Source organism: Aurantiacibacter zhengii, from assembly GCF_003584125.1.
GTDB classification, from domain to species: domain Bacteria; phylum Pseudomonadota; class Alphaproteobacteria; order Sphingomonadales; family Sphingomonadaceae; genus Alteraurantiacibacter; species Alteraurantiacibacter zhengii.
This window is the reverse complement of the sequence record NZ_QXFL01000004.1, coordinates 62,876-87,545: the sequence shown is the minus strand read 5'-3', so window position 1 is coordinate 87,545 and position 24,670 is coordinate 62,876. Positions and strand designations below refer to the sequence as shown.

Below are 24,670 nucleotides of genomic sequence, written 5' to 3'. Positions count from 1 at the left end.
GGCTCAGCGCTCGACATTCGAGAAATCGAGATCACGCGAAACATAGACGGTGACGCTGGTGCCGTGGTCGATTTCCAGCACCGGTCGTGCCTGGTTCGGGCCGGGACTTGAGATGTTCTGTGTGCTGCCGGGCAGCGCCACGACGGTTCCGCCGCCGCCGGTCGCCTCGCCAATGGCGATGCCGGTACCTATGCCGAGGAGGGTCTGCAGCAGGGCACCGCCGAAGCGGGAAAAGAACCGGGAATTGACGTCGCCTTCCACGCCGCCCCGTCCCAGGGGATCTGACGCCGGGGAATCGAGCGAGATCGATATTCCGTCGGGCGTCAGCAGCCGGGTCCAGGTGATAGCGGCGCGGCGTTCGCCGGGATTCACGCCCGCCTCGTACTCACCGAAAAGCCTGCTGCCCCGCGGGACAAGCACGCGGGTGCCGTCGAACCCGCGGATATCGCGCTGTACGAGGGCCCGCACGCGCCCCGCGCGCGTCGAATCGAAGGCCGTCTCCAGCACGGCGGGAATAATCGTGCCCTGTGGCACTGTCATCGACGGGTTTGCCAGCTTCACCGCCCCTCCATCATCGGCAAACGGACCGGGACCGCTATCGACGTTTTCCCTGCGCTGGTAGACAACCGCCGGTGAAGATGGTGCAGGTGACGTGACGGGGGCAGGTGGAGGGCCGGGCGGCGTGTAGCCTTGCGGTGGTTCGACCGCAGGAGGACGCTGGGGCGGTGTGGGAAAGCTGACCGGTGGGGCCGCTGCCGGCGGCGAGAGCGGCGCTGCTTCCTCTCCTATATCGCGGGGCAACTCGCGCGCCGCCGGGGGCAGCACCAGCGGCGGAGGGGAGGATATCCGCGATGTGCTGTCCTGCGGCAACAGCACGCTGGGAATTTGCGCAGCCTCGCCAGCCTCGCGGAGGGTGCTGAACAGCCAGAACCCGCCTACTAACAGGATGACGAGGAAGGCCCAGAGGCCATAGTCCCTCTGCGACCCGGTACGTACGACGGGACGAAGATCGTCATCGGGGAGGTAGGAGGTGGAGGACGGACTGCTCATCGTTCGGCATCCGGTTCGGAATTACGCCGCGCAGTCGCTTTTTCCCCATCGAGCCGGAAAACCAGTTCGCCATAGACCCGGTCGATCACGTAGATGCCGTCGCGCATGTAGCCGTTGACCATTTCCTCGTCCCCCGTCTGGCCGATGGCGAAAACCGCCGGAAGAGCCTGCTCGGGAAAGTAGGTGATGTAGGTGCGCTGCGCATCGTCGCGAATGGCCTGCGGACGAACCTCGCGGTCCCCGCGCATTTGGTAAGACCAGCTTTCGGTGGGGGCTGGCGGGGCGGCGGAAGCGGTAGCCCTCGTGGCCGTTGCCCCGTAAGTGAAGCGCAGCAGGTAGGCTGCTGTCAGCCCCTGTCCGGTGCGCAAGGAGAGGGGGTAGCGGCGCCGGTCGGTCTCTATCGTCATTGCGGCAGCTTCGGCGGCTTGATCGGCAAGTACCAGCAGGCTGTTGCCTTCGGGAGAGATGCGGACGCTGTAATCGAACTCGTTCGTCAGGGTTACCCGCCCGATCGCCTCACCCGGCTCCAGCATGATCGTGGTCCCGGAACCAGGCATGATGGTGAGCAGGACCTCTATCCCAGGCTCCCACGCAATCGTCTGCACGCGCGGATTGTCCAGTTCGAGATTGGGCACCACCGGCCCCTGCGCCTGCGCGATGGAGGCTGACGCGAGAAGCAGAGAGGCGAGGGGTAATCTCATTCGGTTTCATCCTGTCGTTCGAGCAGGACGGGTGCGCCATCGGCGACTTCGGGCAGCGTTTCCGCATTGCGGCGATACCGCGTGACCTGGAAACCGAGCGGGTTGAGGAACCGATCGGCCTCGCTCATCTCGGCACCCACGAACGTATAGTCGATCACCGCAGCCCAGTGTTGTGCCACCTGCGGCTGTCCACCCGCATCCATGCGCGTTGTCGAGAACCGCACGAGGGCACGATCGGCCGACAAGGCAGAGACACTGCGAACCTCTACCGCAATGCGGGTGCCAGAACCATAGATCGTCAGCGGATTTCCCGGAGCGCCCGCTCGCATGGAATCAACATAGCGCTGGCGCGCTTCGCCATCGCTCCACAAGGCCACCTTGCGGTAGTCCTCCTGCACGTCGTTCGTGTCGAAGCTTTCGCGGGCGATGACATATTGCACGAGGAAGCTGCGGGTAAGCGCGGCATCGGCGGTAACGATCTGCTCGTCCAGCGGCGCGAGAGCCTCAACATGGCCGGTCTGTCGATCAACCAGCAGCGTGTAGGGCTCCACCGTCTTCAGCGGCAGCAGGATAACCAGTGCAATCGCCAGCAGCAGCGCGATGGCAGCGGACACGCTCGCGACGATCCAAGCGATGCGACGCGATTTTTCCAAGCTATCGGTAACGCTGTCCGACCAACTCTCGGCAATCGCGATATCGTCATCAACTGGACTGTGAAGGCTCATCCGTCCCTCCTCTGGCTCGAGAGCGAACGTGCATGGGTAGTGCGGCGATAGGAATTGCCAAGTCGCTCGGGCAACTGGACGTTATTACCAGATCGCGCACTTCCTCCACTTGTGAACGCGGATCCCGAGCCGCCCTGGCCCGAAGCCGGGGAACTTCCCGCAGGGGAGGAAAGGCGGGCGTATCGGTTCTGTTCGAAGTTCACGCGGTTCTCTATCTGCTGCGCGATCCTGTGCGCACGGTTGTTGAGTGGTAGCGGCTCGCGCGGTTGCCCCCCATCACGCAGCGGGGCGAAACCGGCGCGGCGTGCAAGTTCCGGGAAACGAAGGGCGGTGGGCCAACCGGGCATGAAGGCGACCTTGGCGAGCAGCCAAATCATCAGCAGTTGCAGCAGCGCGAAACCGGCAGTCATGGCAAACAGCTCAATCGGGGCGCTAGGTGCGGCATAGCCCGAACCGCGCACGAGCAGTGCGTCGCGCAGGAATGGCTCCAGCACCGCCAGTTCAACCGCGAGGACGACTGTCACTCCGACAGAGCCGAGCAATGTCAGGACCAGCCCTCGCAGCCACCCGGCAAACAGTCCTCGCGTCGCTTCGAACAGCAGCATTCCCGCAGCCAGCGGCGCAAGCGCCAGCAACAGCCCCGCCAGAAGCCGCAACAGGCCGAGCGAGCCGATCAGCCCGGCAAGGTAGAGCAGCCGCGACCAGCCAAAGGCGCTGTCGTCCTGAAAGATCGTTCCGGCAAAGGTGGCATTGCCAGCCTGTCCGGCCAGGTACTGATCGCTCCAACGGCCGGTGCCGGTGTCGATCAGCGTGAGGATATCGTTGTCGACGCCCTGCAAGCGCTGGATGAAGTTGCCGCCCGTGCCGGCAAAGCCGGGGTTGGAGAGCGAAGAGGCGATCTCGGCAGGTCCATCCAGGGTCACGTCGTGAACGACAGTGCGGAACGCCGGCCAAGAGAAGGCGAGGGTGAGGACAATCCCGATCTTGAGTGCATCGTTGATCAGGTCCCGCCCGTCGGGGGTGGGCCCGAACAGCAGGCGAATACCCCAGATCGCGATGAACAGGGTCAGCAATCCGGCCATGGCCGTTGCGGCGATGGAGCCGGGCTGGCCCAGCGTTTCGTAGCCATAGCTGCCCAGGTAACGCGCCTGGCAATCGATATGCGTGACCAGCCTGGTCACAAACTGCGTTCCGGTGATGATCTGCGGGCAGGACATTACGCGGCCCGTTCCAGCAGTTTCTTCATCCAGCGGGCGGGATCGCTGCCCGTCTCCTCGACCAGTTCGTCGAACAATCGCACAGTGCTCTCGCGACCTGACAGGATAGTAAGCAGGTCGCGCTCTCCCGATAGATCCAGCCGCGCGACGACGCTGTCGTTGCCGTGCTTTATCAGGAAGCAGTGCGAATTGTCGGGGAGCATGCGCACAAGGTCGAATTCGTGGCGGGTGAGGCCGAACCCGTTCATGTAATCTTCTGCGCGTGCCTTGGGATTGATCATGAAGATCTGCGTCGCGGCCTGTTCGATGATGGCGCTGGCGATCCGGCTTTCGAGCGCATCCTGCGCGCTCTGCGTGGCAAAGCCGACGATGCCGTTCCGCTTGCGGATGGTCTTTTCCCAATCCTTGATGCGGCGCACGAACACTTCGTCGTCGAGCGCCTTCCACCCTTCATCGACAACGATGATCGCGGGCGACCCGTCAAGGCGCTCTTCCACGCGGTGAAAGAAGTACATGAGCGCCGGTGTCCTCGCCGCCGGATCGTCGAGGATCGAGGTCATGTCGAAGCCGACAGTCTTCGCTTCGAGATCGGTCCTGTCCTGCTCGTTATCGAACAGCCAGGCATGTTCACCATCGCCCCACCACGGTCGTAGCCGGGCAAAGAGGTCGCGCGCATGCGGACGCGCGCCGCCACGGAACAGTTCGACGATATGGCGCAGCCGACGCTGTTCGCGCGGTTGCGCGAAGTTGGTGTCTATCGCGTCACGGATCGCCTCGAGCTCTTCCTCGTCAGCGCCGCCGGCGAGAACGCCAAGCCATTCGATCAGGAACTGGCGATTGGCGGGCGTATTCTCGAGCTGAAGCGGATTGAGACCGGATGGCCGGTCCGAAGAGAGGCGATCATATTGCCCGCCGATAGCGCGAATGAACAGTTCCGCACCGCGATCCTTGTCGAAGAAAATGATGCGCGGATCGAACCGCCGGGACTGCGCGAGAAGGAAGTTCATCACCACCGTCTTGCCGCTGCCAGAGGGTCCGATGACAGTGAAGTTGCCAAGGTCGCGCTGGTGGAAATTGAAGTAGTACGGCCCTGCAGCGGTGGTTTCGAACAGCGTCACCGCATCGCCCCAGTGGTTGCCGCTGGGCTTGCCGGTGGGGAAGTTGTGCAGGCTTGCAAGACCGGCGAAGTTGGTTGTCGAGACAAGTCCGCGCCGCGCGATATACTTGAAGTTTGCCGGGAAGCGCGCCCAGAAGGCCGGTTCGAGCGCCAGGTCCTCGCGCACGCCGGTAATCCCGAGATCGGCGAGCAGGGCGATGACCTCTGCCACCTGCCCGTCGAGCGATTTGAGATCGCCGGTGTGGACGGCGATCGTCGTGTGGTGCTCCCCGAAGCCTGCGCGACCTGCCGCAACCTCGTCTTTCGCCACGGTCAGCTCGTCGCGCAGCGATAGCGCCTCGTCCTCCGCGGAACGCATGCGGCGCAGTGCAAGGTTCATCCGGCCAAGAGCTTCGCCGCGTTCGACGAAGGCGAAGCTCTGCGTCACGTCCAGTTCGAAGGGGAGGCGGTACAATTCGTCGAACATGCCGGGCATGGTTCGGCCTGGATAGTCCTTGATCGATACCAGGGCAGTAAAGCGCCGCTCAAGCGGACCGGCAGGTCCAAGCTCGATCGTGTCGGTCCCGAAACTGATGCGGCGCGCTGCAAGATGATTGCCAAGATCGCCGTGGGGCAGGCCAACCGGGCGCATGTCGGCATTATAAAGGTAGGACAGAAACTCGAGCGGCTCGGACCTCGTGCCATCGGGAGTCTCGTAGGTTGTAAGCAGGCGCGGATCGTACTGCCGCAGCGAAGAGACCAGCGCATCGCGCGCATTGTCCAGTGCGTGCTTTTCGGCGGCACGGCGAGAAGCGTCCTGCCCCGACCGGCGGCCGAACCAGTTGCCGATTCGATCCGTCAGCCCGATCCGGCCCTGCAGCGGTCGCCGGACGATCGTGAGAAACAGGTCGTTCACATAGAGGTTCTTGGCCCCCAGACGCTGCCGCCAGCGCGTATCGAGCGTCTGCGAAAAGCGATCCGGATGGTTTCCTTCCATGGTCACGTCTGCGCGGCGCCGAACGACATGGTGGTAGAGGGCAAAGCGCGAATTGCCGACCACCCGTAGCATGGCATCGCGCAGTTCGGCCCGATAGTTCAGTTCTTCGCTATCGGCGGTTTCGAAGTGAAAACCGGCGATGCGAATGGTCTGCATAAGACGCCCGTCGCGCGTCTCGATCGTCGCTGCATCAAGATGGCGGGCATAGGGAAGGTGACGCCCGGCCGGGGCTTCGCGCTCGGCAAGTTTGGCGTTGCTGGTCATGGACGGTACGAATTGCAGCGCCAGTAGGCGTGGTTCTTGACACGCGGGCAATTGCGCACGCGGGTTAGCCAGAGTTCGACGATCCGCGGTTCACGCAGGCTGAGCAGAACACCTGCGAGGTGGATAACGACGGCAGCGAGAAGAACCCACAGGCTCTTGAAAATGAGGAACAGTTCAACCGCGATGATCAGGTTAATGATGGCGAAGCTGAAGGTAACGCCGGCAAACATCACCGGGCGTGTCAACGCTACAAACAGCGTATCGCTGCGCAGTTGCTCGCCCATACCCCCCTCTTCTCAACTTCCTCTGCTCACCGAACCGCCAGTCTGCGCAGCGGCAGGACAAAAGCAAGGTGAATCTGGCCTGCAGCCGCGAGCGATAACGCTCGTATCGTTAACTATTCGCTGGCAGTCGTGCTGACCACTTCGTTGTGAAAGTCGGTAGCCGTCTGCACGAAGTTGGCGAATTCCGACACCAGATTGCCCTGCGGCGTGCCGAAGTCTGCAATCACATACCGCGCGACATAGGGGCTGCCATCCTCCAACGTTCCGGCGCTGACCATCGGCTGTTCGCGGGTAAATGCAGAGACCGATTCCGACAGCCGCTCTTGAAATTCGGCAGGGAATGCTTCCCAGACGGCCAGCAAAAGCATCGCCTTGCACCCCTCGCGCGCCGTTTCATCGCAGGCTTCGAACTGTATTCGGAAACCGAGACCATTGGCTGCGGTAGCGCTGATGAACTCAGAACCATCCTCGTTCGCTTGTGCCACCTGGTTCGCCACAACCACTGCGAGGGCAGGGGTTACAGTATCGATCCCGAGCGAAGAGACATGCTCTTCCTGGTCGATCGTCTCTATCGGCAGCGCCTGGCCAAGGGCCGGCACTGGGCCGAGGAGCAGGGCGAATGGAGCGGCCAGCACCCATTTACGATGGTTCATTGTCTTTAATATCCTCGTCTTTGTTCGCGGAAACGTGAGCGAACTCAACGCTCCATCCATACGCGATTGACTGTGCTCGGCAAATCCAATCCGCCGAACCCTAGTTCTCTTCCCCCTCTGCCTCGGGTGAGGGCTGGACAAACGGCGTATAGGTCGAGGGCTCGAGGCGTTCCCGCGCGCCGAGATCATCGTATGCCTGTACCGGAGGTGCGGCAGGCTGATCGGCGCCCTGCCAGGTCCCCATTACGCCAGTTGCGATGACCGGGGCGGCAAGGAGAACGAAGCAGCCGAGGATCACGCGCGCGCCTGTACGTATCGACAGGCGCCCCGTGAGCATGGAAAAGCCGACAAATGCCACCGCGATGATGCAGATCGTCACCGCCGCCTGTCCGAACAGCGTGTCGGCAATCCAATCGACAGAGCTTTCTATCGGTCGCTGGTTGGCGGAAGTAGAGAACATGGCCGCTGGAATAGCTCGTATCGCTTTCGACAGCCAGTCTTTGTAAAAGCCTTGCGGCCTGCCTTGCCGGGTAAAGGCGAAAGTTACGGTGTTGAATCGATGGCTACGCGCCGCGCCATATGGTTGCTGCTGCGATTATCGTTTAGGGTCATCCCGCCATGGCAATTTTAAGCTTTCGTCGCAAAATCGTGCTCCGGATAGAAACGGTTTTCTGCCTTGCAGTCGCGCGTTTTCTCATCCGGTTTCTGCCGTTCCGCTGGTGGCGCAGCGCGCTTGGTCCGCTCGGGAAGTCGGCGAACGAGGGGGAACAGAACCTCTCTGCGGAAAAGGAAATGCGCGCCATGCAGGTCGGGCGCTTTGTCACCCGTACGGCGGAGGCGGTGCCCTTCGCGGCGGTCTGTCTTCCGCAGGCCATGGCCGGGCGGTGGATGCTGGCCCGCCGCGCGATCCCCACACGCATTGTCATCGGCTCGATGAAGGACCTGGAGGAGGGCGGTGCGCTGAAGCTGCACGCGTGGCTGATCGCTGGCAGCAAGACTGTGATCGGCCATGACGAGAGCGAGGCATACACACCGCTGAACGACACGCGCGTCGGTGCTGAATGAGCGAAGTCTTTTCTCAGCCGTGGCCGAAAAGATCCTGCGCACGGTCGTGAACCAGCTGCCCCACGCTGCGCCCCATGCGCAAACCTTCTATGTTGTCGGCCTGGATGTGATAACCGCCCATGATACGGCTGATACCCGCCATTTCAGCAGACTCGGTCAATGAAGGAAGCCAGAGGGTCACCTCGGCGCCAAGAGCATCAGGTTCGGTAATCTCGCCGGGATGCCGGACAAGCTCGACCTCCAGCCGGTCCGATCCTGTAAACAGGCGGAGGGTTTCTGCGCAGGCTGCGCTGACCGTGCTGTGGCCGGAGACATAGCTGGGGAAGGGCGGGCTGACGAAAACATAGGGCGAATAGGGATACCATTCGCTGCCGCGCATCTCCACAGTACCCCGGCCCGGTCCACCCCAGCCACGAATGGTTCGGTCACCGTAATAGTGGCGCACCAGCGTCCATGGCCTGGACGTGTCCCAGTATCGCTTGGAATCCCACGACGCGATAAAGGCATCGTGCGCGCATTGCCCCACCTGGAAGAAAAGCTTCACGTCAGTGTCGAGATCGTTGCCGTCGCGCCGTGAAATGTCCTGCGCAAAGCGGAGCCAGTGCCCCGACTGCCCGGTGGAGCCTGGCCCATCGCGCATGAATTCGACGATAGCTTTCTGTTCGTCGGTGAGCCCTGCGTTGTAGGCGAGCACCTCGTCGATTTCGGCGCGCAGGCGGTCGGACCCGACACGGGGCGGCTCCGGAGCGCGGAACTGGTCGGGGCTGGCAAGAGCGAAGGGTTCGACCCGGTACCATTGCGGCGTGAGAAAGCCGGGGGCGAAAGTCGAACCGTCGTCGCGCCGGAACGTGATCGGCTGCCAGCGGTCGGGGTTGTAAATCGTGTCTGGCGGATTGACCGGCGCGTACTGGGTGTAATCGGAATAGGGGACACCGCTGGAACCAGTCTCGTCTCCCAGCTGGTTCGCCCCGTCCGAGTGCTTCATCGCACACAGACGCTCTCCGACCAGCACCCCGATGCCAATAGCGCTGGAGCGCGCCGCTACTCCGCGCGCAGGGTCGAACCCGAAGCGCCGCAGCGCGGTATTGATCGACGCTCGCGATTCGGGGTAGAGGTCTCCAAGTGCGCAGGCAGCCGCATAACTTATCGCTGCCTGCTTGTTCTGAAGCGTGCGTTCGGCTGCCGGGCGGCGGAGGGAATCGCCGAAAAGCGGCCCCCGCGCACGATCATCGAAAGGTACCCATGCTTCGTACATCGCCGCGGTGACGATCGCCATCGCACGCGCCAGCACGGTGGGGCGGGCGCTGTTGCGCACGACATCTTCGGCGGCGACGTCAAGCAGGGTGTCGAGCCAGTGATAGGCCAGTGATTGCTGCGCGCCGCCGATGGATAGGCCCGCATGCTGCAAGTGTTGTTCGGCAGCAAGTGCGCTCACCGGGCGCAGGGCTCCGCCCGCCAATGCGACCATGCAGCCGGATTTCAGCAGATTGCGACGGTTCATGACATTCCTCCCCTACTGGTCGCCGGGCTGTTGCCGCGCGTGATCACGACTTCGCCACCGGAAAGATCGGCGGGGCGCAGCAGCGAGCGCCCGCCATCGGGCCATACCACCTCTACAAGCGAGACCGAGCGCGCTTCTCCGAGCCCGAAATGCGCGGCAATCGGGTCGAACGACTGGTAACCCCCGCTGGCCCTGACCGACCGGGTCTGGCAGCGACCGGGGCGCACCTGCGTTTCCCCGTCGGTGCAGATGGTCACCCGGGCACCCACGGCCATGCCGTTCCCGCCGGGCTGGCGCAAATGTACCCGCAGGCCGGGGCCGGCGGGACGGTCGTTACGATGGACGATGACATTGGGGCCGGACAGAGAGCGGATCAGGTCGATATCGCCGTCGCGGTCGAAATCCAGCCGCGAGGCGCTTAACGACGGCAGGGGATCGGCGAGGCCGAATGCTTCGCTGGCGTCCACGAAGCTGCCGCGTCGGTTCTGATACAGGCGATTGATGTCACCTTCGGGCGCGCGCGCCCAGTAACCGGTCAGCACGTAAAGGTCCTGCCAGCCGTCCTGGTCGAGATCGGTGAAGCGCGCATCCCAAGTCCAGCCGGGAAGGCGCACACCCTGGGCGTCGGAATCCTCGGAGAACACACCGTCAGCACTGCCGGTTAACAGGATGTTCGCGGCGCTCAGCGTGGGTCCGAGCAGGTCGTCCAGTTCGGTGAAACGTGGCTTCGGCGTCAGCTGCAGCAACAGTGTGTCGCACAGGTCGACAAAGCGCGGCGTGCGCGCCAGCTCGCGGCGGCAGCGATCGTACATGGGACGGTCCGGCGCGTCGGTCCGGTTGGAGTTGTAATACTGTGTAAGTGCCCTGGCGGCGCACTGCAGGCGGTAGGTGCGGTCCCGCATGCGCTCGCAGCCGCTTTGCAAGCCAGACTGGTAGGCGCCCTTCAACTGCGAGATCTCGTTGAGTTCGGCGACACACGATGTGCGCCCGGCCGCATCCCAGCCCTGGTCTTCGCCCAACTGGGCACACAGCACCTCCAGATTGGCGATCCGGTCCGCAGTGCCCTGCGTGCGGCGCGGCATCGCGATCTGGCCGCCGTAGTAATCCGGTATCAGGTCGTTGTTGTAGTCGCCCTCGTCGTAACTCATGCTGGTGAGCAGGCGAAACGGAAAGGGCGTGCTCTCGCCGCGCGCGATATCGAAGGTTCCATCGGGGCGGAACATCGCGAACTCGTCGGTGTTGGCGACATCGTCGCCCGAGAGAAGGTCGATTGTGCCGTTGCGATCGAAGTCGCTGGCCAGCAAGGTCAGCGACTGCCCTGGATAGGCTTCGGAGGTAATTGCCTCGAACGCTCCCATTCCGCGGTTGAACAGCAGCGTGTTGGGCTGCATCTCCGCGTAATTGTTACCAAAGCCGGGAGCGGAGATCCCGATAGCGGCGTTGCCCAGCGCAATATCGAGCCGCCCGTCACGGTCGAAATCGGCAAAGGCCAGCGATTGCGTGATGGCCCTGTCATCACCGGGCAACTTGAGCATGGACCTTGCATCGAAGCCGCCGTCCCGGTTCCAGAAGAGGTAGTTACCGCTGCGTTCGGTGGTCACCACGAGATCCAGAGCACCATCGCCGTCGAGATCGGCAAGCGCGACCACGTGGACGTTGACCGACTCCACCGGTCCGAGATCTGCGGCTTGCCGCACAAACCGGCCACCGACGTTGGCGTAAACCGCCAGCCCGCCGTCGAGGAAGCTCTTGCGCAGGATCACATCGGTCCAGCCGTCGCCGTGAATGTCGCCTGCGGCAACACCGCCCTCGAACAGGTGGAAGAAAGAGCGGGCCAGCGAGTTGATCGGTTCAGTGATGCCGATGCCGATGTCGCGCCCCATCACGCGGGAGAAGACGGTCTCGCCACCCGCAGGGGCGGGCGCCGCAAGAGGCAACGAGGCCATGGCCGCGACAGGCGCATCACCGGATTGCTCGAACGCGATCGTGACGGGGGACACGGCCTGCGCGTCCAGCATCGGGCGGATGTCCGCCAGGGGCACCGCGACTTCGGTGTCGGGCGCGGCCGGCCAGGTCGCCCCGGTCTCGGTAGCCAGAATGGCGCGATAACCTTCCAGCTTGTAACGCTCAGCAGGAGCGGCCAGCTTATAGGCCAGCAACCCTGCGCACACCGAAGCGCAGACCACCATCAGCCACAGCGACACCGCCGTGCGGAGCGAAATCGCACGCCAGATCACGATAAAGGCGTAGACGCTGAACGATCCCAGCGCGACCACCGTCACCGCGCCATAATGATCGCGCATGCCGAGGCTGATCAGGACGATCGTGAGGATCACGTCCAGCGCAATCGGGGCGGGGGCAAAGCTCATGAACAGGGCAAGGCCCAGCATGACGGCAACAAGAGTAATCAGTCCGCCGTTTGGAAGCGCGCGTACGAGTGTGGTGGGACTGAACAGTTCGACAAACAAGGCGCCCAGCAGGGCGGCCGCGAACATCATCGGAACCGTCACGATGAAAATGAAGAAGAAATTGCGCGCGTATGTCCGCACGAACCACTTGATGGTGGCCAGGGGGCCGTATTCGCCAGCCTCGAACTCGCGGGGAGACAGCTTGCGCATCAGCCAGCCCGAAAGACCGCCAAGTTTCTGGCTTACAGCACTCACCGCGCTGGCGTTACGCGTGGCTTCGGTTTCTGTCTTCAGGACGTAACGGCACAGCAGCGGAACGCCGACCAAAACCATGACCAGCGAAGCCAGCAGCTTCACTGCGGCGACTTGCACCGGTAGCAGGGCGAAGCTCATCGTCACTACGATCACGTTGAGGGTCGGCGATGCGATCATTGCCGAAAGCGTCGTCTCCAGCCGCAGCCTGCCGGCATGGAGGCCCAGCGCAATGGGCACGGCGCAATTGACGCATACGCCGAGCGGAGCACCGATCAGCGCGCCCAGCGCCGAATTGGCGAATCCGTTGCGGAAACTGCGTTTCTGTAACAGCGACAGGAGCGTGAGGGCCATTGCGCCGAACAGCACACCAAAGGTCATGCCCTTGCGATTGGTGGCCAGCCAGTTGACGGTGTTTGCCCAAAGCGCAGACAGGAAATCAGAGCCGGGGATGACTTCGATGGCAACATCGAACGAGAGACCCGAGAGCGGCGCATCGCCGCCCATCAGCGCCTTTTCTTCCAGCGCCGGGTAACGTGACTGCGTCCAGAAATATACCGCGAGCAGCGCGGTCAGCAGCAGGACCAGGGGTAATCGCAAGTCCCGTCCACGCCGCAAGCCAAGCTCGCCTGTTTGCGCAATAGTGTCACCGATCGCATTCATCAGGCGTTCCCCATCCCATGCCGGGCAGACCCCTCGCCGGACATCAGGAACTTGGTATAGGTCATTTGCGCCAGTTCAAGCAGTTCCCGATGCCTGGCGGCGAAACTCGATACCTTTTCGGGCTCCACCGGCCGGTATGGGGCAGCCGCTTCGGGGTTTCTCGCCTTTGCATCGATCAACGCGTTCCACGGCTGACCTTCGCCCCTCAAACCGCAATGCCGCAAGATTTCCGGCCAGCGTCGGGCGAGGTCGCAATAAGCGATTTTCAACAGGTCCGCGTCGGTCACCTCGGCAAAAGCCCGCAGCGCGGTACAATATCGACTGACAGCGGCGTGCATCAGCGACGGGGCCGTCATTCCTTCCTGTTCCGGCTCGGGCGCATACCGGTCTTCGTCACCCCCGCGGAGTAGGTAGGATGGCGGATGGCGCTCTATGGACTCCAGAACCGGTGCAGGTTCGCGGTGGAGGAAAAGAAAGCGCGCGCCGGGCAGCGCCTGCATCAGCTTCTCGCTGTAACTGTGTGCCTGCGAATTGAACTTGATGACAAGTTTGCGGTTGATGCTCCGGGCCCAGTCCTGCCAAGACCCGATCGTGCGGGCGACGATGCCGATCGCCATGTCTTCATCAAGCGTATCGTCCAGCAAGGTCCGCATGATGCGCATGAACGGCGGTTCGCTCAGGACGACGACTTCGCCGGTCGCTTTCATATTCTGCGTCAAAAGTGTGGAACCGCAGCGCGATACATGGAAGATCGCTGAAGTATCGGCGAACTCAGTGGGGAGTGCTACCTGATCGCACCATGCATCCAGCGGCTGGATGGCAGCCACGGGTGCCTCTACGGGCAGGCCGAGCTGGAAAAAGCCCGGACGCCAGTCCATTCGCGCCGGGTCGACAAATTGCACTAGCCGATGCGAACCTGCGGTGCGGAAATAGTACGGAAGCCGAGTTTCCGCTACGTCGGAAAGTGCCCGGGACATGGTCGGTAAATTTTTGGTAGCGGCCCCTTGTCACTGCTCATCGGCAGCGGGCCTTGCCGATCACGAAACGCCGGTAAAATCCTCATCCGTGGATGAACCCAGCACTGCGGCCACGTCTGCCACGGTCACGACCACATTCATGGACGGGGTAATCCACGCAAGCTTTTCACCCTCGGCGGCTGAAAACTTCGAGACACTCATCAAACTTCCCCCAAAAGCAATAACGTCGGTTGCGGCAGTTCATTGCTGTATTCGCTTCGAAAGTCAATCGCGCTTACCATCGGTTTTGCGCCATGCGGAACCGTGGCTCGCCACTTTTGGACTGACTGCTTCTACGACGGCGTGCCGGACCAATCCTCGTCCACGTCAGGACCGACACTTGAAGCAACCTGTGCCACGGTGACGACGACATTCATTGACGGCGCAAGCCACGGCAGCTTCTCACCTTCAGCTGACAATGATTTCGAAACGCTCATAGTATCTTTTCCTGAAATCCAATGGGTTGACCCAATGATGTGTTCGGCGGGGAAGTCAATCAGATAAATTTTCGATTTCCCACCATGCGACACTGTTATCGGCGCGCTTTCGAATATGCCCGCTTACGGCGAAGCGTCCCCGCGCAAAGCCGCCGACATGACTGAGCGGCGTGACTGCATGGTAAAACGCGCTGGGAAAAGCGACAAAGCGATTCGCCAAGGGAATGACCTTGCTGAACCAGGCGGGAGATACCGTCGATTTGTCCGGGCAGGAATCGAGGACAAGCAATTCGCCACCGCTAAAGCTGGCTCCCTCGTCAGCGAAATAGTAGAGCCACGTGATCGCTCGCCCCGCATCCGCGAAGGCGGCGTGGTTGTCGGCATGGATCCGGAAGAAGCCCCCGTCGACATGGTTCGTCAGCTTAAGTTCGCACCTGTCCACTGAGAATTCCGGCAGGCCGAGACCGTGCTGTAGAACTTGCAGGTTCTGGGAAATGAACGTGCCGAAGAATTCACGCTCGAGAGTGAACTTGTAATCCAGCAAACTTTGGCGACGATCGGGATCGTATGACGGTTCGGCGCCCTCGTTGGTGGCCAGGGCGGCGCGAAACTCTCCTTCGCGCTCGCAGGCGTGACGATGCAGGGCCTGCATGCGTTCGACGGGAAGGAAATCGTCGATGATGACAAGCGGAGCTATTGCGAATCCGCCGTTCGACCAATTATTCGCCGGAATGCACGGCCAGTCGCGGCCGCCTCCGGTCGAGGCGTCCCCCCCTCCCGTGCCGAGCTTGGCGAACTCGGCTCGCGCCCCAGGCAGGTCACCGGAGCGGCGCAGCAGGTTCGCCGCGAACAGGGTTGTGTTGGTGTCGCGATTCCGCTCCGCCAAGGCTGCAAGAAGCGCCTGGTTCAGCCGGGCATCACCCAGCTTGAGAAGCTGGGCGAAACTATCTCGAGCCGTCTCTAGCACGGTGAAATCCAACCCCCTGCAGAATACCTTTTGCGGTACTCCACTGCCACATCCGCCTAACTCGAAATCTCGACCAGGCCTTCCTCGTGCAACTTGCGGTAAAGGGCCACCACCTCGGCAAGGCAATGATCGTGCGCGACATCGTACTGTTCTTGCAGCGTGTCTACGATCTGCGACACGCTGGTCGACCCGTCTGTCAGTTTCCAGATATCACGGCCTGTCTCGTTCAGTTCGATGAACTTCCCGCTATCCATCGACATGAGGACGGCGGCTCCGCTGACTTCTGTCGACAATACGTCCTTCGCCGGCAAGGGCACGGTCCGAGAGGAAATCACTTCGCTCAATTGCCTGTCTCCACGCGAAAATCAGTCGCTTCGATGGCCTCGCTGATGGCGGACACGATGAAATTTGTCGAGTCCCCCGTTTGCGGGCGAAGGGCGAGCCACGCAGGGATCCTATAGGCGAGATCGATGCACCTTCTGACATGCTCGGCTTCGTTGCCGGGTACGATGTAGCCTTTGCGATAGGTGTGCCGGCGAAGGTACTGCGCCACCAATCCCGGCTCCAGCTGCTCGAGCGAAGGCCGCGCCGAACTGGTCCGTTCGATCACGAACAATCCCGCGATAGGGGCAGGGTCGGCGCGAAACTGCTGGTGCCGCGCGATGGCAAACTTGCCTCGTTCGCCGGCGAGTTTCCGCATTTCTCCACCCGGTTCCACCAGCCCCTCTATGGCACCGGGGGTCAGCTTGGTCTGGGCATAACCGGGTTGGACGCATTCGCCCTGCCGGTCGAACACTGCAAGGTCGTCCGAAAGCAGTTCCGCTCCCTGCTCTACGAGATGGGCCGAAGTCGTCGATTTGCCCAGCCCGGACTTGCCGCAGATCGCGAACGCCCGGTCACCCACCGATATCGCGGCGGCGTGCAGGACCAGCAGGTGACGCTGATGCAGGACACCTCCCATGCAGCTTCCGAGGAGATAGGCTTCCACATCCTCGGCACTCGCCCCGTTGACGGGTTGGTACGTAATCTTGCGCCCATCGTGGATATGAAACCGGGCAACGTTCGGTACGTCGATCAGCAATTCGCGCGCATTGGCCGTCCATCGCGGCGTCTTGGCCTCGACAGTGTCTAGCCGGTCGGGCACCTCGCTTTTAACGATCCGGACGTCGGGCCCGCCTTCGTGGGCGCATAGAGCGCGCAGCGGCAGGTCCGCTTCGATGTCGAGTCCATAGGCGCGGTAATGGAATGTCATTGCAATTTGCAGGCAAACTCAGAGTGATTTCCGGCGGGTAATCCGAGTTAAAGTCGCGCGTGTCAACGCAATGACCGGCTGTTCGCCGTGGCCGCCGGGATGGCCAGATCGGGTCGTTCGCCCGCGCCTGGTCGATACCACAGGCCGAGCAGGGCAAGGCGCAGGACCTGTCCGTGATCGGCACGCCGATAATGCGGATTTCCGCCCTTGATCATTTCCATCTTGGGGAATTCGCCATGCGCAAGCGTTGCGTCCAGCGCTGCAAGAACTTCGTCATAACTGGCAAAGTCCGCCAGGACCGGGTCGCGCGCCATCGCGGCGATATGATCGCGAAGGGCAAGGCTGTGTTGCAACACGTTCACGAAGACGCCCGGAACGGTCATGCCGAACTTGTCGCGGCGCTGGCGAACCTTTTCAGGCAGCCTCCCGCGCATCAGCAGTCGTATAAGTCTGCGCGGTTCACCGGCCCGGTTGCGATAGGTAGCAGGCAGGCGGTGCACGAATTCGATCAGGCGTATGTCGAGCATGGGGTAGCGATACTCGACGCCGCGCGCTCCTGCTCCGACCTGACTATCTTGCAGGCGGTACGCCATCACGGGCCTGGAGAGGTTATGCGCATCCCGCTGTCGAAACGTGCCTGACCATGCAGGCCAGCTGTGCAGCTCGGCGCGGCCTGGGTAACCCGCCGCCGCGCGTGCCTTTTCGCTGGCAAGGCGAGGACTCGTGCGAATTGCGTGCTTTTGCGCAGGAACCAGCGCGCGCACAATCGGCACCTGCCGCATTATCGTGGCTAGCGTTCGCACTCGCCCTCCACCGCTTGCAAGCAATCGAAAAGTCGAAAGCCAGTCGCCCTCGGCAACGAGACTTTCTGCGAGCGCTCCGGCGTTTGCCGTCACCATCTGGTCTCCGCCAAACCCTGATAGCAGCACCCTTGCACCGCGCTCGGCGAGCAGATCGGGCGCTTCGCTGGCCAATCCGTTGAAGTCGTTGCGTGGCGGCACACCGTGGCGGGCGATAGTGCCAGCCAGCATGTCGAGCACATTGTCTGTCCGGTTGTCGACGTTCACTCGTTCGATCTGCGGGTAGTGGGCATAGACGGCATCCGCGAAATGCCCTTCGGAAAGCAAGGCATAACGACGCTGGAAGTCCTCCTGCGTCGACTGGGTAACACCGATCAGCCGCTCGTCGCGCCTCGATAGCTGGTCGGCGGCAACTGCTGCTATCGAGCTGGAATCGAGTCCGCCGCTCAATTCGCAGCCAATCCTGCCTCTTCCCGTCACGAGGCGGTCGGCAACAGCCCTCTCAAACAGTTCACCAGCCCTGGAAATTGCCTCACCCAGATCGATGTCGAGCAGCTCTGCGTCGACGGGCAGTGACCAAAAACGGTGCCGCTCTTCCGCAGAGCTCCGGAAGCGCACGACGTGAGCCGGAGGCACTGCGGTTATCCCGCGATAGGCGGTGTATTCGGCATCCGGCTTCACTTCCTCCAGATAGTCTACCACCCATTCAAGGTTCCAGCGCGTGTCGCAGAATGGCAAGGCGAGCAGCGGAGGCAGCGCGGTGGAGAAGGCGACGAAGTCCTCGTTGCGGATCACGAAGAGCGGGCGAACGCCCAAGTGGTCGCGAATGAGGACAAGATCGCCGCTGTCGTGATCTTGAACGGCAATCGCGAAATCGCCGATCAAATGCTCCGCAAGCTGCTGGCCGAACCGGTGCCAGCCTGCGAGTATGAATTGTGCATCCGACATGGCTTCAGCCGACCCGAGGCCGAGCTTGTCCGCCAGTTCAGCGCGGTTATCCAGCCGACCATCGAAAAGCACCGTAGCCGCATCGTCCGCGACAATCGGTTGCGAGCGGGATGCCCACGGCGTCGTATCCATCTGCTTGCAAAATGCGGCGAGACGAGACTTGTCTGTCGTCTGGCTCCGATCCGCCGGCCATGCCTCGACCGCATGTTTTGCAGCGCCAAGCCATTCGGCTGCAATGGGCGCGCCTGCGCGGGATACGATGCCGAAGATGAAGCTCATATCACAGTAGGGCGGTTACGAAAGCGCGGTCGGACGGCGTGGGTTGCCAGTGCGATGCAAGCAGGCCACCAGGCCCGAACATGGCCTCCACGATGCCTTCCGTACCGGCACTTTCCCAGGCGGCTGCCAATTCCTGCGCCATAGGATCCTCCACCTCCCGGCGATCGCCGCGAACATGGCGCAGCCAGGCGGCGAGGGCGGTCAGGATCGCGGGGCATTGCTGCCCGTCCCGTTGATGCGCGGCGAGCGTTTCCAGCCACCGCTGGGGTATCTTCTGGCTGCCGTCCATGGCGATCTGGATCAGCTGGTGGTTAAGCGCCGGATTGGCGAAACGGGCGACCAGCGCATCGGCATAGGCCGACAGGTCCTGATCCGCGCCCGCCGTAATCGTCGGCGCGGCTTCCTCGCGCATCAGACTGTCCGTCAGCTCCCGCAGTTCCGCATCGGCAATCGCTTCGTGCACATAGGTGTGGCCTGCATCCAGTCCGCTATAGGCCAGCAGCGAATGCGCGCCGTTCAGCATGCGCAGCTTTGCGGTCTCGTAAGGGGTAACGTCAGTCACGATCTGCGCGCCGTGGTTTTCCCACGAAGGACGCGGCCCGGCAAAGCGGTCTTCGATCACCCACTGGCTGAAGGGTTCGGTAAAGACCGCCCCCTCGTCGCGCATACCGAGCGCGTCTGCAAGGTCGTCCAGGTCGGTCGCCGCGCTGGCGGGTACGATCCTGTCGACCATTGTGTCTGGCGTGCTGCATTCGCGCGCGAACCACTCCGCCAGTTGAGCGTCATTCCGCTCTAGCCATGCACGCAGCAGTTCACCCAGAATGCGCCCATTGCCTGAAAGGTTGTCGCAGGACAGCAAGGTGAGGCCAGGCAAGCCAGCCTCTGCACGCTGCGCCAGCGCTTCTGCCAGAAGCGGGTAAAACCCCTCGCCAGCACGCTCGAAATCAAGCGAGCCGTCGGCCTGTCGGCAATAGCCCTTTTCGGTAACGGTAAAGCTGGCGATGTGGCAGTCGGGGGAGGCGAGACGCGCGACGATTGCGTCGTTGTCCTGCCCCGCCACCAGCACCTCGCGCACCGCGCCGATCACGCGCGTCTCGGCACTCTCGCCGCTGCGCTGTGTCAGCGTATAGAGCCCGGATTGCGGGTTGAGTTGCTCTGCCACGGTAGCGGAGCGCATGGAGACGCCGCAAATCGCCCAACCGCCTTCGCCGGCATTCAGGCAGGCATCGGTATACCAGGCCTGGTGCGCGCGGTGGAACGCGCCGATACCGAAATGGATAATACCGATGGCGGTCTTATCACGGTTGTAGCCGGGCCGGGCAACCGCATCTGGCAGCCGGTCGAGGGTGTCGGGAGAAAGCCTCACAGTTTGTAAGCCTCCTTCGCCAGGTTGTACGCGAGATCGGCGGCAAGATTCGCGGCCGCCTCTTCTGAAAGGCGATGCTCTGCCACCAGTTCGGCGAGGTAACCGCAGTCGATACGGCGAGCCAGTTCGTGACGTGCAGGGATGGAGAGGAAAGCGCGCGTGTCGTCGTTGAAGCCCACAGTATTGTAGAAACCCGCAGTTTCCGTGGTCATCCGGCGGAAGCGGCGCATCCCTTCGGGGCTGTCGTGGAACCACCACGCCGGGCCCAGCTTGAGCACCGGATAGTGCCCCGCCAGCGGCGCAAGTTCGCGCGAATAAACCGTCTCGTCCAGCGTGAAGAGGATGATCGAGAGATCGCGCTCGTTGCCGTATTTCGCCAGCAGCGGGCGCAGATTCTCGACATATTCGGTGCGCATCGGGATATCCGCGCCGATGTCGCGACCGAAGCGTTCGAACAGCTGCGGATTGTGGTTGCGGAAGCTGCCGGGGTGGATCTGCATGACCAGCCCGTCCTCCAGGCTCATACCTGCCATCTCGGTCAGCATCTGAGCGCGGAAGAGCTCGGCATCCTGCAGCGAACAGGTGCCGGACGTGACGCGGGTGAACAGCGCCTCCGCGTCGGCCGGCGAAAGGTCTGCGGTGGCGGGCGTCGGGTGGCCGTGGTCGGTTGAGGTGGCGCCCATTTCCGCGAAGAATGCACGCCGCTGGCGATGCGCGGCGAGATATCCCTGCCACGTCAGGCAATCCTCTCCTGTGATGTCGGAGAAGCGCTGGAGGTTATCAAGAAAACCCTCGAACTCGGGATCGACTACCGGATCTGGGCGGTAGGCGGTGATTACCCGGCCGTTCCAGCCGCTATCCCGGATGGTCTTGTGGTGCTCCAGTGTGTCGAGCGGGTTCTCCGTCGTTGCGATCACCTCGATATCGAAGCGGTCGAACAATGCGCGCGGACGGAACTCGTCGCTCGCGAGCTTGGCATTTATCGTATCGAAGTAGTGGTCCGCCGTTTCGCCTGACAGCGCCACGTCGATGCCGAAAGCCTCGGCGAAGACCCAGTCCAGCCAGATCTGCGAAGGTGTACCGCGAAACAGGAAATAGTTCTGGCCGAACAGCCGCCATGCCTCTCTCGGGTCTGCCGATGAGACACTCCCTTTGGGCGCGATGCCAAGGTCTTCCATGGGGATGCCTTGCGAGTAGAGCATGCGCAATACGTAGTGATCGGGCTTCAGCAAGAGCTCTGCCGCATTGCCGAAGCATTCATTCTGCGCAAACCACGAAGGGTCCGTATGGCCGTGCGGACTGATGATCGGCAGGCCCTTCACCTGTGCGTACAGCGCACGGGCGATATCGCGGACTTTACTATCGACAGGCAGCAGGCGATCAGGATGAAGCGTGAGTGTTTGAGGCATACGTCTCTCGTGAAAAGATTTGGCGCCGCTATGCCACAGGCAGGCGCAGGGAAAAGGGAATTTGCGATGAAGATCACCGGGGCGAAGTGTATAGTCTGCTCGCCTGGACGCAATTTCGTGACGCTGAAGATCGAAACCGATCAGGGCGTCTACGGGATTGGCGATGCTACGCTGAACGGGCGGGAACTGTCGGTCGTTTCCTACCTAGAAGATCACCTCATCCCCACGCTGATCGGCAAGGATCCGCGGCGCATCGAGGATATCTGGCAATACCTTTACCGCGGTGCCTACTGGCGTCGCGGCCCGGTTACCATGCGCGCCATTGCCGCGGTCGATGTGGCGCTGTGGGACATCAAGGCCAAGATGGCAGGCATGCCGCTGTACGACCTGCTGGGCGGAAAGAGCCGCGATCGGGTGATGGTCTACGGCCATGCCAACGGTACCGATATCGACGAAACCGTCGATGCGGTGGGCCAGTATATCGACATGGGTTACAAGGCGATCCGCGCGCAGACCGGCGTTCCCGGCATCAAGGATGCCTACGGCGTTGGACGCGGGACGTTGTACTACGAACCCGCCGATGCCGCGCTGCCCAGCGAGACCGGGTGGGATACGCGAAAGGCGCTGAATTACGTGCCCAAGCTGTTTGAGAAGCTGCGCGAAACCTACGGCTTCGATTATCACCTGCTGCACGACGGGCACCATCGCTATACCCCGCAGGAAGCTGCGAACCTGGGCAAGATGCTGGAGCCCTTCCAGCTGTTCTGGTTGGAAGACGTGACGCCTGCGGAAAACCAGGAAGCGTTCAAGCTGATCCGCCAGCACACCGTTACGCCGCTCGCCGTGGGGGAAATCTTCAACACCATCTGGGATGCGAAAGACCTGATCCAGAACCAGCTGATCGACTATATCCGAGCCACCATCGTTGGGGCGGGGGGCGTTACCCACCTGCGCCGCATTGCCGACCTTGCCAGCCTCTACCAGGTGCGTACCGGCTGTCACGGCGCGACCGACCTATCGCCCGTTACCATGGGCACCGCGCTGCATTTCGATAGCTGGGTACCCAATTTCGGCATACAGGAATACATGCGCCACACAGAGGAAACCGATGCAGTGTTCCCGCATGATTACCGGTTCGACGACGGCTTCATGATCTGCGGTGATACGCCCGGCCACGGCGTCGATATCGACGAGAACCTGGCGGCCAAATATCCCTACAAACCTGCCTATCTTCCTGTCGCGCGCCTGTCCGACGGAACGATGTGGAACTGGTGACGGCCCCCCGGATAATCTGCCTTGGCGAAGGCATGGTGGAGGAGCGGGTGGCACCGGACGGTACGCTGACCGCACACTACGGCGGCGATACGCTGAACACCGCGATCCATCTTGCTAGGCTGGGCTGCAATGTCGCCTATGCCACGGCGCTGGGATGCGACGAGGAAAGCGATAAGTTGGTCGCCGCATGGCAGGCGGAGGGTATCGACACTTCGCTGATCGGGCGACATCCGGATCGCGGGGTGGGCCGATACCGGATCGCGGTGGACAGCGCGGGAGAGCGCAGCTTTTCCTACGACCGGTTGCGCAGCGCCGCGCGCGACATGTTTGCTCTCGACGCGAGCGATGGCTGGACAGACGCGGTCGGTGAGGCAAACTGCTTTGTATACTCGCTTATCTCGCTGGCTATCCTTCCCGAAATAGGGCGGGAACAGGTGCTGGACCTCGCGGAGAAAGCCAGACGAACCGCCTATGATGGCAACTTTCGCCCGGCCTTGTGGGAAAGCGCCGATGCCACGCTGCATTGGCACGAGCGCGCGATAGGCAGCGCCGATATTGGGCTGCCGACCGTCGAAGATGAAGTCGCCCTTCGCGGCGAGGGTTGGGCGGGCGCGGAAGCGGACGTCGCGGCGTGCTGGCGGGGCCTGGGCTGCGGCGAAGTGCTGGTCAAAGCGGGCGCTGCCGGTTGCCTGTTGCCTGACGGAACCCCGCTCGCCCCGCCAGAGCCGCTGTCTCCCGTCGACACCAGCGGTGCCGGCGATGCCTTCAACGCAGGCTACATCGCTGCCCGCCTGCGGGGGCGCGAACCAGGGGATGCGGCGCTGGCCGCGCACCGCCTGGCGGGGTGGAACATCATGCGGGCCGGGGCTATCCCGGCTGCGGACGATGCGGCGCCTTACCGCAACATGCGGGGACATGATCGGGAGCAAGCGCAATGAGCGAAATCGGTGTCGGCCTTATCGGCTTCGGTCTCGGCGGAAGGGTTTTCCATGCGCCTTTCATCCAGCACACTCCGGGCCTGGCGCTGCGGGCCGTGGTGTCGAGCGACCCTGCCAAGGTGCAGGCGCATCATCCCGAAGTCGCCGTGATGCCCACCGTCGACGATCTCCTGCGGGACGAGGGGATCGCCCTCGTGGTCGTCTCCAGCCCGGATCACCTTCATGGAGAGCACGCGATAGCTGCTCTTCAGGCGGGCAAGCATGTGCTGGTGGACAAGCCCTTCGCCACCAGTCTCGCCGATGCGCGCCGGGTATCCGAAGTGGCAGAGGAACAGGGCCGCCTGCTCACGGTATTCCAGAACCGCCGCTGGGATGCCGACTTCCTCACGCTGCGCCGCCTGCTTGATGCAGGGGAACTGGGCGATGTGGTGCATTTCGAAAGCCATTTCGACCGCTGGCGCCCCGATGTCGCGGAGGTATGGAAAGAGCAGCGCGACGGGGGATCGTGGCAGGACCTGGGGCCGCACCTGATCGACCAGGCGATCGCGCTGTTCGGAAGGCCGCAAGCGGTCACGGCGGATATCGCCACAATGCGAGCCGGGGCGCAGGCGCCCGACTGGTTTCACGTGGTCCTCCACTACCCCGCGATGCGCGCCATCCTGCATTCGACTAAGATGGCGGCCAGCCACGATCTCCGCTTCATCGTTCACGGCACCGGTGGCAGCTGGATAAAGCACGGCATGGATACGCAGGAGCCAGCCCTTATCGCTGGCGCCTTGCCGCGGGATGAAGACTTTGGGCGCGATCCGCGGGAAGGACTGCTGACCTTTGGTGACGAGCGGGAATCTATCCAGCCAGCGAACGAACGCGGCGACTACGCTGCCTTCTGGAAAGCGCTGGAGGCCGCCTTGTGCGGCAAGGACGCCAATCCCGTACCGGCTTCGCAAGCTCTCGCCGTGATGGAAGTCCTCGACGCCGGATTGCGCAGTTCCGCCGAGGGCAAGACCGTCGCCCTTTAGTTAGCCAGTTAGTTAGCCAGTTTGCAAAACGACCATGCTACGCGCGATCTGAATAGAGGCGAATTAGGTTAGCAGAGCGGAAAGCGCG

23 protein-coding genes are annotated in these 24,670 nt (G+C 62.5%); 4 read left to right on the top strand and 19 right to left on the bottom strand.

Features of this window, described 5'->3' with window-relative positions:
* Positions 1 to 3: 3 nt before the first annotated feature.
* The 8 genes from D2V07_RS09900 to D2V07_RS09865 all read right to left on the bottom strand — a co-directional run bounded on the left by D2V07_RS09900 (position 4) and on the right by D2V07_RS09865 (position 7,447).
* The gene (locus tag D2V07_RS09900) at positions 4 to 1,050 is read right to left on the bottom strand and encodes a TrbI/VirB10 family protein (protein ID WP_119586840.1); all 1,047 of its coding nucleotides are present in this window, start codon (positions 1,048 to 1,050) and stop codon (positions 4 to 6) included.
* The gene (locus D2V07_RS09895) at positions 1,047 to 1,751 is read right to left on the bottom strand and encodes a TrbG/VirB9 family P-type conjugative transfer protein (protein WP_119586839.1); all 705 of its coding nucleotides are present in this window, start codon (positions 1,749 to 1,751) and stop codon (positions 1,047 to 1,049) included. The genes D2V07_RS09900 and D2V07_RS09895 overlap by 4 nt, the downstream gene beginning before the upstream one ends.
* Complete coding sequence (locus D2V07_RS09890; protein WP_119586838.1) at positions 1,748 to 2,476, bottom strand: virB8 family protein; 729 nt, start codon at positions 2,474 to 2,476, stop codon at positions 1,748 to 1,750. The genes D2V07_RS09895 and D2V07_RS09890 overlap by 4 nt, the downstream gene beginning before the upstream one ends.
* Positions 2,473 to 3,693, bottom strand: coding sequence for a type IV secretion system protein (locus tag D2V07_RS09885; RefSeq protein ID WP_119586837.1), 1,221 nt, complete (start codon positions 3,691 to 3,693; stop codon positions 2,473 to 2,475). The genes D2V07_RS09890 and D2V07_RS09885 overlap by 4 nt, the downstream gene beginning before the upstream one ends.
* Positions 3,693 to 6,068 carry a VirB4 family type IV secretion/conjugal transfer ATPase gene (locus tag D2V07_RS09880; RefSeq protein WP_407641596.1) on the bottom strand — a complete coding sequence of 792 codons (2,376 nt, stop codon included), beginning with the start codon at positions 6,066 to 6,068 and terminating at the stop codon, positions 3,693 to 3,695. Before D2V07_RS09880 ends, D2V07_RS09885 begins: the two co-directional genes overlap by 1 nt.
* Entirely contained in the window at positions 6,047 to 6,334 is a 288-nt protein-coding gene (locus D2V07_RS09875) for a type IV secretion system protein VirB3 (RefSeq protein ID WP_119586835.1), read from the bottom strand. The genes D2V07_RS09880 and D2V07_RS09875 overlap by 22 nt, the downstream gene beginning before the upstream one ends.
* 113 nt (positions 6,335 to 6,447) lie before the next feature.
* The gene (locus tag D2V07_RS09870; RefSeq protein ID WP_119586834.1) at positions 6,448 to 6,987 is read right to left on the bottom strand and encodes a type III secretion system chaperone family protein; all 540 of its coding nucleotides are present in this window, start codon (positions 6,985 to 6,987) and stop codon (positions 6,448 to 6,450) included.
* 100 nt (positions 6,988 to 7,087) lie between these two features.
* Positions 7,088 to 7,447: a TrbC/VirB2 family protein gene (locus D2V07_RS09865; RefSeq protein ID WP_119586833.1), complete on the bottom strand. Its 360-nt coding sequence runs from the start codon at positions 7,445 to 7,447 to the stop codon at positions 7,088 to 7,090.
* 158 nt (positions 7,448 to 7,605) lie between these two features.
* Between D2V07_RS09865 and D2V07_RS09860 the strand changes: the two genes are divergently transcribed.
* Entirely contained in the window at positions 7,606 to 8,052 is a 447-nt protein-coding gene (locus D2V07_RS09860) for a lasso peptide biosynthesis B2 protein (protein ID WP_119586832.1), read from the top strand.
* A gap of 13 nt (positions 8,053 to 8,065) precedes the next feature.
* Here the strand turns inward: D2V07_RS09860 and D2V07_RS09855 are convergent, their stop codons facing one another.
* The 11 genes from D2V07_RS09855 to uxaC all read right to left on the bottom strand — a co-directional run bounded on the left by D2V07_RS09855 (position 8,066) and on the right by uxaC (position 21,350).
* On the bottom strand, positions 8,066 to 9,553 hold the full coding sequence (locus tag D2V07_RS09855) for a vanadium-dependent haloperoxidase (RefSeq protein WP_119586831.1): 1,488 nt from the start codon (positions 9,551 to 9,553) through the stop codon (positions 8,066 to 8,068).
* Positions 9,550 to 12,876: an FG-GAP-like repeat-containing protein gene (locus D2V07_RS09850; protein WP_119586830.1), complete on the bottom strand. Its 3,327-nt coding sequence runs from the start codon at positions 12,874 to 12,876 to the stop codon at positions 9,550 to 9,552. The genes D2V07_RS09855 and D2V07_RS09850 overlap by 4 nt, the downstream gene beginning before the upstream one ends.
* Entirely contained in the window at positions 12,876 to 13,754 is an 879-nt protein-coding gene (locus D2V07_RS09845; protein WP_119586829.1) for a hypothetical protein, read from the bottom strand. Before D2V07_RS09845 ends, D2V07_RS09850 begins: the two co-directional genes overlap by 1 nt.
* Before the next feature lie 159 nt (positions 13,755 to 13,913).
* The gene (locus tag D2V07_RS18565) at positions 13,914 to 14,054 is read right to left on the bottom strand and encodes a hypothetical protein (RefSeq protein ID WP_158586799.1); all 141 of its coding nucleotides are present in this window, start codon (positions 14,052 to 14,054) and stop codon (positions 13,914 to 13,916) included.
* A gap of 131 nt (positions 14,055 to 14,185) precedes the next feature.
* Positions 14,186 to 14,329 (bottom strand): hypothetical protein, encoded by a 144-nt coding sequence (locus D2V07_RS18560; protein WP_158586798.1) that lies wholly within the window; start codon positions 14,327 to 14,329, stop codon positions 14,186 to 14,188.
* Positions 14,330 to 14,384: 55 nt separating this feature from the next.
* Positions 14,385 to 15,308, bottom strand: coding sequence for a 2OG-Fe(II) oxygenase (locus D2V07_RS09840; protein ID WP_119586828.1), 924 nt, complete (start codon positions 15,306 to 15,308; stop codon positions 14,385 to 14,387).
* 44 nt (positions 15,309 to 15,352) lie between these two features.
* On the bottom strand, positions 15,353 to 15,631 hold the full coding sequence (locus D2V07_RS09835) for a PqqD family protein (protein WP_233548371.1): 279 nt from the start codon (positions 15,629 to 15,631) through the stop codon (positions 15,353 to 15,355).
* Between the two features lie 5 nt (positions 15,632 to 15,636).
* Positions 15,637 to 16,548 (bottom strand): phosphoenolpyruvate carboxykinase (ATP), encoded by a 912-nt coding sequence (locus D2V07_RS09830; RefSeq protein ID WP_119586826.1) that lies wholly within the window; start codon positions 16,546 to 16,548, stop codon positions 15,637 to 15,639.
* A 62-nt stretch (positions 16,549 to 16,610) separates the two neighbouring features.
* Entirely contained in the window at positions 16,611 to 18,575 is a 1,965-nt protein-coding gene (locus D2V07_RS09825) for an asparagine synthetase B family protein (RefSeq protein WP_119586825.1), read from the bottom strand.
* Position 18,576: 1 nt separating this feature from the next.
* On the bottom strand, positions 18,577 to 19,941 hold the full coding sequence (locus D2V07_RS09820) for a mannitol dehydrogenase family protein (protein WP_119586824.1): 1,365 nt from the start codon (positions 19,939 to 19,941) through the stop codon (positions 18,577 to 18,579).
* Positions 19,938 to 21,350, bottom strand: a complete 1,413-nt coding sequence (uxaC, locus tag D2V07_RS09815) for a glucuronate isomerase (protein WP_119586823.1) — start codon at positions 21,348 to 21,350, stop codon at positions 19,938 to 19,940. The genes D2V07_RS09820 and uxaC overlap by 4 nt, the downstream gene beginning before the upstream one ends.
* A 66-nt stretch (positions 21,351 to 21,416) precedes the next feature.
* Between uxaC and manD the strand changes: the two genes are divergently transcribed.
* The 3 genes from manD to D2V07_RS09800 are packed head-to-tail and all read left to right on the top strand — an operon-like array spanning position 21,417 to position 24,582.
* Positions 21,417 to 22,625 (top strand): D-mannonate dehydratase ManD, encoded by a 1,209-nt coding sequence (manD, locus tag D2V07_RS09810; RefSeq protein WP_119586822.1) that lies wholly within the window; start codon positions 21,417 to 21,419, stop codon positions 22,623 to 22,625.
* A complete protein-coding gene (locus D2V07_RS09805) occupies positions 22,619 to 23,563 on the top strand; it encodes a sugar kinase (RefSeq protein WP_407641595.1) in 945 nt (314 codons plus the stop codon). Before manD ends, D2V07_RS09805 begins: the two co-directional genes overlap by 7 nt.
* Positions 23,560 to 24,582 carry an oxidoreductase gene (locus D2V07_RS09800; RefSeq protein WP_119586821.1) on the top strand — a complete coding sequence of 341 codons (1,023 nt, stop codon included), beginning with the start codon at positions 23,560 to 23,562 and terminating at the stop codon, positions 24,580 to 24,582. Before D2V07_RS09805 ends, D2V07_RS09800 begins: the two co-directional genes overlap by 4 nt.
* Positions 24,583 to 24,670 lie beyond the last annotated feature (88 nt).

Coding starts and splice junctions, on each gene's coding strand:
- D2V07_RS09900 (WP_119586840.1), bottom strand. CDS start 1,050: ATGAGCAGTCCGTCCTCCACCTCCTACCTCCCCGATGACGATCTTCGT.
- D2V07_RS09895 (WP_119586839.1), bottom strand. CDS start 1,751: ATGAGATTACCCCTCGCCTCTCTGCTTCTCGCGTCAGCCTCCATCGCG.
- D2V07_RS09890 (WP_119586838.1), bottom strand. CDS start 2,476: ATGAGCCTTCACAGTCCAGTTGATGACGATATCGCGATTGCCGAGAGT.
- D2V07_RS09885 (WP_119586837.1), bottom strand. CDS start 3,693: ATGTCCTGCCCGCAGATCATCACCGGAACGCAGTTTGTGACCAGGCTG.
- D2V07_RS09875 (WP_119586835.1), bottom strand. CDS start 6,334: ATGGGCGAGCAACTGCGCAGCGATACGCTGTTTGTAGCGTTGACACGC.
- D2V07_RS09870 (WP_119586834.1), bottom strand. CDS start 6,987: ATGAACCATCGTAAATGGGTGCTGGCCGCTCCATTCGCCCTGCTCCTC.
- D2V07_RS09865 (WP_119586833.1), bottom strand. CDS start 7,447: ATGTTCTCTACTTCCGCCAACCAGCGACCGATAGAAAGCTCTGTCGAT.
- D2V07_RS09860 (WP_119586832.1), top strand. CDS start 7,606: ATGGCAATTTTAAGCTTTCGTCGCAAAATCGTGCTCCGGATAGAAACG.
- D2V07_RS09855 (WP_119586831.1), bottom strand. CDS start 9,553: ATGAACCGTCGCAATCTGCTGAAATCCGGCTGCATGGTCGCATTGGCG.
- D2V07_RS09850 (WP_119586830.1), bottom strand. CDS start 12,876: ATGAATGCGATCGGTGACACTATTGCGCAAACAGGCGAGCTTGGCTTG.
- D2V07_RS09845 (WP_119586829.1), bottom strand. CDS start 13,754: ATGGACTGGCGTCCGGGCTTTTTCCAGCTCGGCCTGCCCGTAGAGGCA.
- D2V07_RS18565 (WP_158586799.1), bottom strand. CDS start 14,054: ATGAGTGTCTCGAAGTTTTCAGCCGCCGAGGGTGAAAAGCTTGCGTGG.
- D2V07_RS18560 (WP_158586798.1), bottom strand. CDS start 14,329: ATGAGCGTTTCGAAATCATTGTCAGCTGAAGGTGAGAAGCTGCCGTGG.
- D2V07_RS09830 (WP_119586826.1), bottom strand. CDS start 16,548: ATGACATTCCATTACCGCGCCTATGGACTCGACATCGAAGCGGACCTG.
- D2V07_RS09825 (WP_119586825.1), bottom strand. CDS start 18,575: ATGAGCTTCATCTTCGGCATCGTATCCCGCGCAGGCGCGCCCATTGCA.
- uxaC (WP_119586823.1), bottom strand. CDS start 21,350: ATGCCTCAAACACTCACGCTTCATCCTGATCGCCTGCTGCCTGTCGAT.
- manD (WP_119586822.1), top strand. CDS start 21,417: ATGAAGATCACCGGGGCGAAGTGTATAGTCTGCTCGCCTGGACGCAAT.
- D2V07_RS09800 (WP_119586821.1), top strand. CDS start 23,560: ATGAGCGAAATCGGTGTCGGCCTTATCGGCTTCGGTCTCGGCGGAAGG.